This window comes from Pseudomonas sp. B23(2017), assembly GCF_002113725.1.
Taxonomy (GTDB): Bacteria; Pseudomonadota; Gammaproteobacteria; order Pseudomonadales; family Pseudomonadaceae; genus Aquipseudomonas; species Aquipseudomonas putida_Z.
The window spans coordinates 169,161-182,148 of record NZ_NEJM01000010.1 but is presented as its reverse complement, the minus strand read 5'-3'; the positions used below and the strand labels follow the sequence as shown (position 1 = coordinate 182,148).

At 50.4% G+C, this 12,988-nt stretch carries 12 protein-coding genes; 3 read left to right on the top strand and 9 right to left on the bottom strand.

Annotated elements, in window-relative coordinates:
• Nucleotides 1-2 precede the first annotated feature (2 nt).
• The 6 genes from CAG46_RS17450 to CAG46_RS28280 all read right to left on the bottom strand — a co-directional run bounded on the left by CAG46_RS17450 (nucleotide 3) and on the right by CAG46_RS28280 (nucleotide 7,398).
• Nucleotides 3-557 (bottom strand): DUF2589 domain-containing protein, encoded by a 555-nt coding sequence (locus tag CAG46_RS17450; RefSeq protein ID WP_025338935.1) that lies wholly within the window; start codon nucleotides 555-557, stop codon nucleotides 3-5.
• A 76-nt stretch (nucleotides 558-633) separates the two neighbouring features.
• Nucleotides 634-1,293 carry a DUF2589 domain-containing protein gene (locus CAG46_RS17445; protein ID WP_085616646.1) on the bottom strand — a complete coding sequence of 220 codons (660 nt, stop codon included), beginning with the start codon at nucleotides 1,291-1,293 and terminating at the stop codon, nucleotides 634-636.
• Nucleotides 1,294-1,556: 263 nt separating this feature from the next.
• Nucleotides 1,557-3,059 (bottom strand): hypothetical protein, encoded by a 1,503-nt coding sequence (locus CAG46_RS28285; RefSeq protein ID WP_143493460.1) that lies wholly within the window; start codon nucleotides 3,057-3,059, stop codon nucleotides 1,557-1,559.
• 802 nt (nucleotides 3,060-3,861) lie between these two features.
• Nucleotides 3,862-4,821, bottom strand: coding sequence for an ATP-binding protein (locus CAG46_RS17440; RefSeq protein WP_085616644.1), 960 nt, complete (start codon nucleotides 4,819-4,821; stop codon nucleotides 3,862-3,864).
• 2 nt (nucleotides 4,822-4,823) lie between these two features.
• The gene (locus CAG46_RS17435; protein WP_085616642.1) at nucleotides 4,824-6,746 is read right to left on the bottom strand and encodes a DDE-type integrase/transposase/recombinase; all 1,923 of its coding nucleotides are present in this window, start codon (nucleotides 6,744-6,746) and stop codon (nucleotides 4,824-4,826) included.
• Nucleotides 6,730-7,398: a hypothetical protein gene (locus CAG46_RS28280; RefSeq protein ID WP_143492636.1), complete on the bottom strand. Its 669-nt coding sequence runs from the start codon at nucleotides 7,396-7,398 to the stop codon at nucleotides 6,730-6,732. The genes CAG46_RS17435 and CAG46_RS28280 overlap by 17 nt, the downstream gene beginning before the upstream one ends.
• Before the next feature lie 314 nt (nucleotides 7,399-7,712).
• Between CAG46_RS28280 and CAG46_RS17430 the strand changes: the two genes are divergently transcribed.
• Nucleotides 7,713-8,642, top strand: a complete 930-nt coding sequence (locus CAG46_RS17430) for a hypothetical protein (RefSeq protein ID WP_143492637.1) — start codon at nucleotides 7,713-7,715, stop codon at nucleotides 8,640-8,642.
• 113 nt (nucleotides 8,643-8,755) lie between these two features.
• Here the strand turns inward: CAG46_RS17430 and CAG46_RS17425 are convergent, their stop codons facing one another.
• Nucleotides 8,756-9,718 (bottom strand): DNA-binding protein, encoded by a 963-nt coding sequence (locus tag CAG46_RS17425; protein WP_085616638.1) that lies wholly within the window; start codon nucleotides 9,716-9,718, stop codon nucleotides 8,756-8,758.
• A 172-nt stretch (nucleotides 9,719-9,890) separates the two neighbouring features.
• Here CAG46_RS17425 and CAG46_RS17420 point away from each other — a divergent pair, with 172 nt between their 5' ends.
• Nucleotides 9,891-10,796 carry a site-specific integrase gene (locus CAG46_RS17420; RefSeq protein WP_085616636.1) on the top strand — a complete coding sequence of 302 codons (906 nt, stop codon included), beginning with the start codon at nucleotides 9,891-9,893 and terminating at the stop codon, nucleotides 10,794-10,796.
• Between the two features lie 105 nt (nucleotides 10,797-10,901).
• On the opposite strand, the gene CAG46_RS29125 is transcribed toward CAG46_RS17420, so the two are convergent.
• Nucleotides 10,902-11,108 (bottom strand): hypothetical protein, encoded by a 207-nt coding sequence (locus tag CAG46_RS29125; RefSeq protein WP_085616634.1) that lies wholly within the window; start codon nucleotides 11,106-11,108, stop codon nucleotides 10,902-10,904.
• Nucleotides 11,109-11,119: 11 nt separating this feature from the next.
• Nucleotides 11,120-11,329 (bottom strand): hypothetical protein, encoded by a 210-nt coding sequence (locus tag CAG46_RS17410; protein WP_085616632.1) that lies wholly within the window; start codon nucleotides 11,327-11,329, stop codon nucleotides 11,120-11,122.
• Nucleotides 11,330-11,660: 331 nt separating this feature from the next.
• On the opposite strand from CAG46_RS17410, the gene CAG46_RS17405 reads away from it, so the two are divergent.
• A complete protein-coding gene (locus tag CAG46_RS17405) occupies nucleotides 11,661-12,911 on the top strand; it encodes an AAA family ATPase (protein ID WP_085616630.1) in 1,251 nt (416 codons plus the stop codon).
• The last annotated feature ends 77 nt before the right edge of the window (nucleotides 12,912-12,988 follow it).

The following is a 12,988-nucleotide window of genomic DNA, read 5'->3' as shown; positions in this document are numbered from 1 at the left end:
CGTCAACGGACGATGGCCGCCTCGATGAACTCATTGGTGTCGGGCGAGGGCGGCGGGCTGGGGGCGCGTACCGGGATGATCAGGCTGGTGTACTCCTCGATCAGCCGGTTGAGGGCTTCTGGTGGTTCGCTGGCCTGGAACTGCATGCGGATCTGCACTTCATCGGGGTCACGGTTGTCGCCCTGACGGCTTTGGCCACCGATGGTGACCTTGAAGCTGGCCGCCTTGTTTTCGCCTGCGGTCAACAGTGCCTGCTGTGCTTCGGTGCCTTTGACCCGTACCGAAAGGTCGACCTGCATGCGCTCGAGGGCCAGGCCCTTGGGCGACACCAGCGCGAACAGCGGTACGCGCATGATGTGCTGGCCGTCCATGGCCACTTCGACCATCTTGGCTTTCATGGGCGCGCCCAACGCTTCGGTGTCGCATTCGAAGAACTGGTCGAACAGGTTGATGTACTGCTGCGCGATCAGGCTGTTGGTAGCACTGGCGGCTTCCTGCAGGCCACGGGTGATTTCGCGCAGGTCGATGGAAGTCATGGGGGCGGGGGATTTATCCAATGCTTCGACTCCTCAGGCCAGGTGGTGCCCCCCTGTTGCTGGTCAGGGGGGGCTGTTCGGGGCGGGGAGGTGCGCCTCAAGAGGTGGCGGCGCCGAGGGCCGGAGCGCCGTCGGCCGCAGGGTTCTTCAAGGTATCGGCCTGGGAAATTGCGTCTTGGCTGTCCAGTGTGGCGGTTTGGACCACGGTCGGCTTTGTCGCGGCGTCGGTCAGGAAGTCGATCACCCGCATCATCGCTTCAGGCGGGTCCTGGCGTTTCAAGGTCGTGTTGAAGGCGTAGCGGGCGCGGGTGTCAGTCTTGCGGGTTTGCGTGGACTTGTGGCTGACGCTGCCTTTCACGTTGAGCCTGAACGGCCCCCAGCCCAGCGAACCGCTTGCCTCGGCATTCATGTCCTTGCTGGAAACGTCTTCCGACATCTGGTTGATGACCAGCTCGAACTCGACATTACCTTCTTCGATGGAAATGTTCGGGTGGGTGATGGCTGCCACCAGCGGCACTTTCATGGTCTTGCTGACCACGCCCTTGTACTCGCCTTGTTCGTCGACGATGGTTTCGTCGTAGTCGAACTGGATGGCCACGGCCTTGCCGTCCTGGACGCACACCTGCATCAGGAAGTCGGCGTAGGATTTGCTGGCGGTGACCTGGGCCTGGACCATGGCCTGCAGGGGGCCTGCGATCATGCGGTCCATCGGCAAGGCATTGATTACGGAACCGATGAGGCTGTTATCTATCGACATTGCTGGGTTCTCTTCTGGTTGGGTTAAAAACGTGGCTATCAATCGTGGTCACGATGCCTGGGCTTCAGCGCGCGCAATGCTCCTGGCGTTGATCTTCAAACGTCATTGAAAACGGCCTCTTCTGGTAGGGCATTGCCAGAAGCGTTGGATCAGTGCTAGGTTAATTTTTTTTCAAGTTTTTTGAAATAATAAGGTTTTTTGCCAGGTGAGTTTGGTTTTGTTTATCGGAGGGAAAAGACACTGAATGGAGGGGTAGGTTTGTCTTAAGTCGGCTTAACTGGGCCCGAGAAGTTTTCGGGAAGATTGCGAGCAAGTTTAAATGCAAAATCAAAGTGTCCAGCACTCAGGCACTTAAATGATGGCGTACTCTTTAGATACGGGTTAGGGTCAGGGTGTTGGGACAATATTTTTAAAAGGTACGGTGGCGAAATATTAATACTGCTCGCGGCTGCGTTTATAGATATGTAGTTAGTATAATAAAAAAATATGTCCGCTGCGAAGCTTTTTCTTAAGTTGGCAATTTTATTTAGGTGGAGTATCTCTTTGTTTCGAATGATTTTGAATTGTGAAAGTATTTGAGATTTTGGTATTCCGCATTCTTTGATTATTGCGTCAAGTGGGACTGATTCCAAAAATGTTTTTTTTATTTCTTCAAATTCTCCGAAAGAAAAACCTCTTCTGTAGTAAGTGCTTTGGTAGACGATAGGGCGTCTGTAAATAATGTCTCTTGCGAGCTTAGAAAACTCATGTCTCCCTATGCCTAGCTCTTTTTGGGCTTTATTAAATGTGATGGATTTGCCGTTTTTTCTGTAGGTTGTAAGCGTGGATGCATATTCGTATGAAATTTGAAAGTTGGTTTTCTTGATATCACTCTTTTTGACGATAGTGGTCGAAAAATCCCCGGCTCTGAAAGTGGCTGAAAGGATGCCCATTTCACTGAGTACTTCTATAATTTGATTGCCATGAATTCCGGTGGCTTTTTTTAAACTGCTTAGTGTTATGAATTTTCGTTTGAATGAAGATATATCTGCTGATTTCAGCAAGCGTAAATTTCTGCGCCCGTATGTTGTGAAAACCCCGCTATTGGCAAGTAGGTGCATGTCTACTTTTCGGCAGCCTAGGCGCTTGCAAGCTTGCTTGAATGTGATGAGTTGTGTCTTCTGATTTGTATCTATGGTTGAGATTCTTAAGTTATCATCAAGTCTCAAGCTGCTTGGTTCAGGGTGGAGTTTTACTTGAGTTAAGTGTTCTCGCAATATAGGAAGCGAGTTTCTCTCGATGAGGTACGGTGTGTGTTCCCCAGGGTGAGCGAGATATGACGCCCCACTTTCAATGACTGCCTTTTGGATTGACGCGATTCTGAGTTGTAGTAATTTGCTAATTGCCCAAATGGAAATGTATTTGTCATGGATGATTTTAAGAGAGTCTTGTGAAATTCTGGTTGGTATAAGTGACTGGCTTTGTAGTTTTCTTAGGTGGCCAAGTCGGTAGAGTTTGATGACTAGGTTTTTCGGAATGTCTAGCGTTTGTTTGGCTTGTATAACGCTCACCGAAGCAGCCAATTCTTCCATATAATCATGGATGAAGGTCTGATATAGCTTGTGGATTTTAATGATTTCATCTGTACTATACCGGCCCTGAGTGGATTTCCTGAATAGCTCAAAAGCCTTTGTACGCCAATGGAAGTATGGAATATCTAGCATCGTGAGAAGCTCCACTTTGGCGAAACTGATGCCGAGTATTTGTCCATGGTTGACCTGGCTCACAAAATCTAAGCTGGCAAGGGTAGTGGAGGGAATAGACTTGTATGATGCGTACGTTAGTTGGGCTATGATAGCTCTGTGGTTCAGTGGGTTTGGGTAGTGAAAGTTTGTATTGAGTCTGTTGTACGCATTAGTAATGTGGCCGAAAGCTATGTCCATCGCGCACAATGCCAAAATGCGACTAGTTTGACTCGTATAAGTTTTGCTGCGGTACTTTAATTTTGTAAGCGCAAAAAAAAATTGTCCAAAACTAATTGGTCTTTGTTTTTTAATATTGACATTAAAGTCAATTCAAGTTTAGCTGTGTCAGCTGTGACCGATTCACATACGAGGCTTGCTCCGCAAGCGCAGGATTCGCTCAACTGGGTAAACGGTGTGAATTTAATATGACAGTGTGGGCAGGAAAACAGATATCGACGCATATGGATTGGGCAGTATTCTACGCATCTTAGATCTTTAACCTTAGGTTCCCATCCCACTTTTAGGCATTCGGTGCAAATGCCTGATGCAAGGCAGTTCAATTGTACGGCGGGAACTTCGCATCCACCTATATCTATCGGGTGACCAGGCTTGAATGGTAGCTTTTTGTAAAAAGCAGGTAGGTACTCAATTTCCGGATATTCTCTCTGAAGAAGTGAGTGGAAATCACCTTGCTGCAATAGGAGTTCTACGCCTATTGTTAAATTGGTTCTTTTGCAAAAACGGTTCACGCTACTGAATCCATTGTTTAGCGCCACCCGTCGCAAGAGGCTTGAAGGGCTTTCTTCAGTGTATGGCGCGGGAATGTAATGAAATATTTTCATGATTAGTTCACCTGCCTGGAACACTCGGATTGGGACATGCTGAAGGGATTTTGCCGATCGGGAAGATTGTTTATAAGCTTAACCAGTGCATAAGATCTTGCTAGTAAGTCTACTGAAAGGACCTTAGGGTTTTGGCTGAGGCATAGCTGTAGGGCGTTGAAAGTGAGAAGTTTAATAATTTCAAGGTTTCCCAACGAAGCGAGGTAGATACGCTCCCTTATCCCCGGATCCGTGAGGTGCGTGCCAGGCCCAAGTTCGCCTATAGCGTACATCTGTGCATCCAGTTCTGTGAGTACAGTCTGGTATTCGCTATTCTGCAAATCACTGTAAGCAAGCAGATCAAGTTTTGCGTGAAAAGGAAATCTGCGGGCTAAGTCCGCGCGTCTGTAAATCAGGTTTTCACAACTGCGGTAATATAAAGATTCGGTGTCCTCTTCGTCACGCCCAACAAGAATGAAGGGGGTCGCTGTCTCGTCAAGCAGCCTTACGAGCCAGCTAATCACCGTTTCTTGCGTTTTAAAGGCGTCTTTCTTAATAAGAAATTGAAATTCATCAATCAGTACTGCCTGGACTTGGCAGGTGCGAAGCAGTGTTTTAAGTCTATGGGTCAAGTCGACCGTGTCGCCCTGAAGTTCGTCGCAGTCCAGGCTTATCAAAATTGTTTTCACTAAAGATTTGGGCGTGGTAGCAGGTGGGAGAGTGCATTTGACTACTGGGATGATTAATTGCTTATCATGCTTAAGGTGAACGTAGTGTTTTGAGGGGTAGGCTGCTTGAGTGAAGCTAAGTAGGGTGGATTTACCGGTGCCTGAAGGTCCAGTAATTAGAGCGCAATTAGGAGATCCGCGCAGTTGAGTGGTTTCAATAGCTTTCAAAATCAGCGCATAGCTGCTCCGATAGTTCTTGAAAAAAACCACTTGTTGGCTATATCGTTCTAGTCGATCTTTAATTTCGGCATCCATTGTTATTGCTCTTCAGGATTGAATTTAGTGGGGGCTGGGCACGCTGCTATTACATCAGGGAGATCTTCAGCACGTACCCAATGGGTCGGCTCAAAAAGCCCGTCTTGTTTGGAGTTTACATCGTTGTTTTTTGGCGGTAACCTTTGACATGAAGGGGGCTTGCCAGTTCGTGCCTTGTTCTTGTTTTTCTTGACAATGCTTTGATTAATTCGTACTCGATGCTTCAATGCAATAGAGTGATTGAATGTACGTTTCTCCTCTTTTATTTTTTCAAGAATCTGAAGGTGCGTGCTGAACAATAACCCTTCTTGGTATTCTGGATTTACAGCGTGCACGGTGTGTAACTCGTCAGGATTGTCTGGATGGCAGACGAATGCTTTCCCGAGGTCACTTACGTCATAATAAATCGTTAATTTTTTGCGTTGACCTCTCCACAGGTTGAGAAAAGGAACGCTGGGGCAGGTCCATTGTAGCTTTTTGAATCCGACACGACCGTTAACCGCAAATGCACTTTCTTTACATAGGAACATCTGCTTAAGAGTTAAGTCAGAAAATTGGCGAGGAGGAAATAGGTTGTTTATATGGTTGTCCCAATAGAGATCGGGCGAAGTTCCAATTTCACGATGGTAGCATTGGTGGTATACATTTTCGAGCCAATCCTGAAACGCGTGTTCGAGTTGATCCAGTGTGTAACAAGCTTCTGCTTCTGAGTTGTAGTCGCCCTTTTCTTTTGGATTGGAAAACGTCGTGCCTCTCATGTAGTGAATGAGTTGAACTTCAAGCGTTCTAAAAAAACGCTCAATATGCGGCTTTTGATTTGGCTCTTCAGGTTCACAAAAAATGGGTGTGCTGCCCATGCTGGCAAGTATAATTTTGAGCATTTCCTTGACGAACTCAGCACCGTTATCAATTACATAAGTTCTACACAGGCCAGTGCGTGAACTGTTAGAAGATAAGGAATTTCTCAGTGCGCTAAGTGTTGAATCAAGGGTCGGATTGTTCGTGGAAATTTTCCACCCTAGCACTCGTCGCGAGGCAACATTCATCAGGCAGGTAAGCCATGGCCTGCCACACCTGCCCCCATTTACATCTATTAATTGGATATCTAATTGATGCGAGTCGCATTCTGCGCAGTCTAACATTTCTACATGGGGTTGATTTTTTATCCCCCAATAATGTCGCTTCCTTGCCTCTTTGCTGCCGCGTTGCTTCTGGGTTAGCTCATAATTGTCATATTCATTTAGGATTCTTCGGAGCGTGCTTGCCGAGGGAGTTAGTAATAAATCATTGACAGGGCGTCTAGAATTGGTCTCTGCGACAGCTGCCTGGATCTGCTCAATTATATCTGTCCCAGAAAATGGGGTTTTAATTAAATAATATTCATTGATGTGATGTTGAATAATCTCTTGAATAGCAAAAGGTTGGCGCAATAACCGCGGTGTCTTACGCCTGATGGAGCGGGTAACCAGTGAGATGGGATTTTGGTTTGAGCGAAAGTATGCCTTGATCCAGTTGTGTACGGTATTGTAGCAGGGGGGAGTCGGATCATTGATTGTGCTGGCGGTACTCGCAATGATGGTTTTTACCTCGCGTATAGGGAGCGGGCCATTTAATTGCGCCAATACTTGGTCTACATAACTTTTGCGTCGCGAAAATGCATTGAGTTCAACCTGGGTCAGGCCTGCTAGGATCTTGTTGGGTTCGCCATTGAGGGGGGCTACTTGTGTTCGTATAAAACGTCCTTTTTGCCAGGCTTTTTGTAGCCGATGGTAGCGGTGATAAGTGATGGTCCCGCTACGCTCTAAGCTTCTCAACTGGTAGCGGTCGGCCACTATTTCCATCACCTCAAAAGCATGCCCGTAATAGTTGTAGTGCTCGCCAATAATTGGAGAAAACTCATCGTGGTCACTAGTCAAGGTGATCATCAGTAGTCTCCACTTTAACGACTGAGTTGATGGTCAATGGATGATTGAGGTCCGCATGCAAGACTTGATAGAACAAACCATAAGCAATAAGTCTTGGCTCGAAGCCGCTGGATAAAAGTGAGGTAATGGAAGCGACCTGCTGTCTACACTTTTTTAAATTGAGCTTGAAGCTCTCTACTTCACTATCGGTCACGGTAAAGGAGTGATGATAGAGCATCCTAAGGTTTCTTGTTCTGTGTATATGTCGGATGTCTGAGTCGAGCGCGAACTCTAAAGAGTAGCCGCACTCTCTTAAAATGGAAGAGAATAATTCAAGCTTTTCAACGCTTCGGCCATATTTGAAGCGGTTTTCGCTCTTGACTTCGTATAATATAGTTTGGTTGTTATGAAGTAATACTTCAAAGTCCGGTGTATAACTGGCACGACTCTTATTTTCTGTAAGTTTGAAAGGCTGTGAGATGTACTGTTTTACTGCTTTTCGCCGCTCTAACTCAAGGCAGAAATCGCTTTCAAGCAAGGAGTCACACATGACACCCATGTGGTTTTTACGGGAGGGAAAGCATGATACGCGTCGGCCATGGCGTCCATGAGCGATTCGCTTCACCGTCGATAGCGTAAATTCTTTCATCAACGCTTCAGGAATAACGATCATGGCTGCCTCCATAGTTCAGGAATATGTGAGATCCGACGATATAGATCCAAATAACAATTAGAATCATCTGCAATTATGAAGCCTGACAGTTTAATGTCATCCTTTCCTGATGGGCCCTTCGACGCCAGCCCGCCGTTATGGCTGGCGTTGTTTCGGTGTTAACAGATTGCGCGTATTCTCACTGTTTTCCAAACCCGTAAAACAATACATCGATTTTTTGGATTAAGGCTCTAACACAAGGGTCTCAGCAGGTACAGAAAGTTCCACCCCGGTTTTCACTGGGAACGTCTGCCAGCAAATTAGGTTGGTGATTGATGACTGATATCTGTGGGTACAACAGGCTGGTACGGCACTGCCGGGCCAAGCATTTCATTTTTACACTGGCGGCAAAAATCCACGTTGCGCCAAACGGGCCAGCGTTAGCACGTTGGTGGGAAGCAACCCACGGACCAACGGAAGACACGCAGCTCAATCGAAAATGGGATGCCTATTTTCAGGGCGCTTTGCCTAGCTCCGATTTGTTGAAGCTGTTGTTGAACGAGCTGCCAGAAATGTTGAACGGTCTCACCAGTCCGATTTGGTACGCCTTGTCCGATATCCAGACGAACCAAAGCAAAGCTTTTTGGAACTCCTGCGCCAACGCGGTGAGGATCCAGAACGCGCCGATTGGGTATTATTCGCAACGCCATATGCGTGAGGTGCGTGCATATCCCAACTTGGATAGCTTGGGTGTTTTCGTGTTGTTGTTGAGAGGGGACGCTCCTCAGTATCGTTATCATCGATTGGGGATTGCTAAATTTTTCACGCGTTACCTGTGCATAGCGCTCGTGGATTCTGTTTTAAAAAATATTGCCCGCGATATCTATCAGTTGACTGATATGTTGATCAGAACAGGCCAATTTGGCGACATCGCTCTTCAATGCTGGCCTGAAAATGCAGATGCATTTAACCAGCTAGTCGAGCGTTACGCCCAACTGGGTCGACGGCTCAGCGCCATTATTGGCATAGAAAGACCACAGTCAGACTTACTGCTGCTGCTGTGGCTAGTAACGGATGACTGGCAGTTGCTCTCACAATTTCGTGAGCGACAGGGCGCGGCCTCAATTCCAGATTCCTTTCGTCGAAAGTGGGCTCGACAGTGCCAGCGCTTTGCTTGCCCTTCAACGCAGCTGCTAACTGCTGAGTGTGAGACCAGAGTATTAGCACCACCTGAACAACGGGTGTGGAACAGGCTGCTCTTGTGAGTTAAGTGCGGCAACACCAGCAAATCGATAGCCGTTTCCGGTAGACGTGGCGGTGCGGGCTGTTGGCACGGGGCAGTGGGTATTGCGATTCACCACGACACCCGTATAGCCAATCAAACTGTCGTCAGCCGGGCGAGGAGCTCATGTAGTTGCGCGAGTTGCAGCGTCATTCGCCGCAGTGCCTGCTTGTCTCCACGTCGTTCAAGCAGTGTGCGGTGCGCTCGCGCGCGCAAAGCCTGGATCTCATCCTGCAGAATCTGTCGCCCTGCTTCAGCGGTTTGTAGTGCGTTCATCAAGCGTGCATTGTCTATGAGTGCCTGCTGCAATTCGTGCTCCTGGCGGCGCAAGTCCTGCACGCGCATCTGTTGCTCGGCGTTGATGCGCTCAAGTTCAAGGTAGATCTGAGCCACTTCTTCCTGCTTGCGCATGAGAAGTTCGCGGGAGTGGCGTGCCTCCTGGTGCAAGAGCTGGGTCTGCCGCTCATGGCGCTGCAGCTCCTGTTCACGTTGTAGGAGGTGTTGCTGTCGATAGTGGCTCAGCGCTTCGTGCGCTTGCTTATGCTTTTCTTCTAAGGAACGGATCTGCTGAGTGCGTTCTTCCAAGAGTTGCTGGGCATGCTGTGCGCCCGCCTTTAAGCGCGCACATTCACCGTCGACGGTTTGCAAGCGTTCGTTGAGTTCCTGCTCACGTCGCTGAGCGGCCTGACGTTCGACTCCCAACTCCTGATGGACTGTCTGCAATTGTTCCATCCGGGCTTGATCAATCGCGCGTTGTTGCTCGTAGGCCGCTTGCTGTCGCTGTAGCCGAGCACGGTCCTCGGCGACGGCCGCCTGGGCATCGGCAGCGAGGCGCTGGGCTAGACTGCCGATAAAGGTCTGCAGCTCGTCATCAAGGCGAATGCTCGGTGGGTGCGGTTCGGATGCCTGCAGCTCCTGCAGGTAGCGCAGGATGGTGCTTTTAGATCCCGTATTGCCGAGTTCTACCCGCACCGCCTCAATGCTTGGGTGTTCGCCACGGGCGAGTAAGGTATCGCGTGCCCGTTGCACCAGAGCCTTGTTAATGCCTGCGCGTGCCATGAGCAGAGTCCGACAATTTCGTACCGTACAAGCAGTATGCGCGTACAGGTACGATTGGCATATGGACTGGGAGTTTCGGACCGACGAGCTGACGTTCGAGAATGCAGATTTCTTGAACCTGACAGGCGTTTTAGCGGGATTCGGCGCGTAAGCGCGGTACACGGGAGGTCAGGTGAGCGACGCGGAGCGGTATCAGCAGGCGGCACGCCGGGCCAGCACCGCGCGCCGCTACGCTCAGGCCATCGAGCACTTCGAAGGGGAGTGGGGCGGGCTGCTGCCGGCGTCGAGCGTCAGCGTGGTGCGCTACCTGGCGGCCTTCGGGGCACGGCTGTCCGCCAGTACGTTGCGCACGCACCTGGCGGCACTCGCCCAGTGGCACCAGCAGCGCGGTTTTGTCGACCCGACCAAGGCGGCCCAAGTGCGCGACACCTTGCGCGGCATCCAGGCGCTGCACCCGCAGCCGGTGAAACAGGCGCCGGCGTTGCAGCTCAAGGTGCTGGAAGCCAGCATTGAGGGCTTGAGCGCCGACATGCACAGTGCACTACCCGCACTTCGACTGCGTGCCGCCCGCGACCAGGCGCTGATCCTGCTCGGTTTCTGGCGCGCCTTTCGTGGCGACGAGCTGTGCCGACTGCAGGCCGAGCACGTGCGGATCGAGACGGAAGTAGGCATGCACGTGTTCCTGGCAAGCAGCAAGACCGACCGGGACAACCGCGGGCGCAATCTGACCATGCCGGCGCTGAAACGCCTATGCCCGGTACAAGCCGTCGAACAGTGGCTAACGCTCAGCGGTATTGAGAAAGGCCCACTGTTTCGTGGCATTGATCGCTGGGGGCATCTCAGCAAGCAGCCACTTAATGCCAACAGTGTGTCGCGTCTGTTGCGCCGGGCTCTATTGCGTAGCGGGATCGAGGCCGAGGGCTATTCGGCGCATTCGCTACGTCGTGGCTTCGCTACCTGGGCCAGCCGCAATCAGTGGAGCACCGAGGCATTGATGGCCTATGTCGGTTGGCGTGATGTGCAATCTGCCGCCCGCTACATCGAGTCCTACGCACCGTTCGGCGAGTGGGCGCGTTGAATTTCTTTCAGGAACTTGATCGTGGGTTGTCTTCTGCATAAGGGTCCTGCGGATACCTCATGCTCAGGCATATGGGTCAATAGGGCCTACAGCCAGATGTCATCATCAATGAGGCTGTCGAGCGCCGCATCGTAGGGCTTTAAGTTGGTAGTCGTTTACTGCCTGAAACTGCGCTTCGGCGATTTTTCGCAACCGCTCGACTTGCTCGGCAGGACTGCCGGAGGCTTGGGCTTCGTGGTATCGCCTCATCGCGTCCACGGCGTCTGTATACATTCGATGGTCAGGGTAAACTACCGATGGTTTGTGCGTCATTCGCCTGCGCCTCAATGGATGGTCGATGGGGAATGCCCGGCGTTAACCAGCTGAAAATCAATGACCGCTTGGTAGAGTGAGTCAGCCAGTAGCCGAAGACGCGCCACTTCAGGCTCGGAAACACCCGCATCCTCGGCTTCATGCAACTGGCGCAGTGCCTCAAGTGCTTGTCGCAACAGCGGCTCTCCAGCCTCTGCCATCCCAATCAGGGTGCGTTTCACGGCAGCTTCCTCGACGACGTTACTCACGAACTATACGCCCTGAGGCCAATGCTTAGCTAGGTCGGCACGAGCGAGGCACAGTTATTAGAGCCTATCTATCATTGTCCGTGGCAGCATGAGCTCCTGCATTAGCGGTGACCATCGAGAACGTTAATTGGCACTTGGAGCAGGGATGTCGAGACTTCGATACTCGATGGTGCTCATCAAAGTGTGACGCCGGCTTGTGGCTACCAAGTTTGGCTATCCATCTTCTGCAGTTGCTTCCCTATGGTCACGAACTACAAAAAACGAGTAGCATTGCGGTGCCATCACACCACAGCGCAGGAGTAGCATGAGCAGGAAAGCGATAAGCGAGGTGTTCACCCCTCGCAGCAGGGAACTGAATCCAGCCATGTACGTGCACCGCCCGCGACTGGAGAAAGACCTCGCCAGAGCGTTCGCCCGGCACAGTCACACTCTCCTGTTCGGAGAAAGTGGGAATGGAAAGACTTGGCTTTTCAAGAAATCGCTAGCTGCGAATAAACTGCCGTACATCGCCGTTAACTGCGCCAACGCATCGCGAGCAAACTCCCTTACGCAGGAAATTTGCCGCTGCATCATCGAGCCCGGCACTGCTGTCAAGATGGGTTACAACGAAGAAAAGGCCGCTGAGGTAAGCGCATACTTCGCAAAGGGTGGATTGAAGCATACAGGCATGTACAACATCGCCCAAGAGGAACCATTGCTGAGAGCGTTCAAGCTCTTAGCAAGCAGCGGTCCGGGCGGGGTCGATCAAAAAAAGATTATTGTCCTAGATAACCTTGAATCTATTTTTGACACGCCGGCGTTGATGTCAGAGCTTGCAGACTTAGTAATTCTTTTGGATGATACTCGATACGCCGACTGCAACATAAACTTCCTGATCGTTGGCGTTCCGAACGGTGTCCTCCAATATTTTCGTGAAACTAAGAACTCTGAATCTGTTTCCAATCGAATAACAGAGATACGAAAAGTAGGAAGCCTGGATTCTGGACAGGTTCAGGAAATCGTTCGAAAAGGCTTCGAACAGCTTGAGATCAAGATGGAAGCTGTCGAGTACATAGAGGTTTCCGATCATATCTGGTCGATCACCTTAGGCATAGCACAACGCGTACATGAATACTGCGAAGCGTTAGCCGAGGAGATTGAGGAAAACGACTGGATCTACGATTCGGACCTACTTGATCTCGCAGATGAAGCTTGGATGTTAAGCGGTCTGCGGCAGTGCTATACCGTAATCGAAGGGCACCTAAACAGTCGCGATACCACCGTAGCCCGAAGAAACCAGGCAATTTACTGCATCGCTCAACTCAGCGGGCATCAATTTGATGCGAACGACGTTGACAAAGTCATACGAAGTGAGTTTCCGAAAACTGCCGTAAAAAATATGGGTATAGGCAATATCCTTGCCGATCTAGCATCGGGCAGTACGCCACTGCTGTCGAGGAATGACCGTTCGGGCTCGTACACCATCCGAGACCCCAAATACCTCATGTGCATAAAGGTCATGCTGCGTAAGGATCGAGCCGGCTCAAAGGTAGTTAAGAAGAATTTCACTCGGTGAAAAATCAAGCCCCTCCTAGGAGGGGCTTTTCGACGTCAGAACGTGGTGGTTTGGCTATTGAGCGCATAAGCGTGCGG

Bases quoted from the DNA above. Each gene is read 5' to 3' on its own strand.
- CAG46_RS29125 (WP_085616634.1), bottom strand. From the start codon at position 11,108: ATGACGCACAAACCATCGGTAGTTTACCCTGACCATCGAATGTATACA.
- CAG46_RS17440 (WP_085616644.1), bottom strand. From the start codon at position 4,821: ATGGATGCCGAAATTAAAGATCGACTAGAACGATATAGCCAACAAGTG.
- CAG46_RS17405 (WP_085616630.1), top strand. From the start codon at position 11,661: ATGAGCAGGAAAGCGATAAGCGAGGTGTTCACCCCTCGCAGCAGGGAA.
- CAG46_RS17430 (WP_143492637.1), top strand. From the start codon at position 7,713: ATGACTGATATCTGTGGGTACAACAGGCTGGTACGGCACTGCCGGGCC.
- CAG46_RS17445 (WP_085616646.1), bottom strand. From the start codon at position 1,293: ATGTCGATAGATAACAGCCTCATCGGTTCCGTAATCAATGCCTTGCCG.
- CAG46_RS28280 (WP_143492636.1), bottom strand. From the start codon at position 7,398: ATGATCGTTATTCCTGAAGCGTTGATGAAAGAATTTACGCTATCGACG.
- CAG46_RS17425 (WP_085616638.1), bottom strand. From the start codon at position 9,718: ATGGCACGCGCAGGCATTAACAAGGCTCTGGTGCAACGGGCACGCGAT.
- CAG46_RS17435 (WP_085616642.1), bottom strand. From the start codon at position 6,746: ATGATCACCTTGACTAGTGACCACGATGAGTTTTCTCCAATTATTGGC.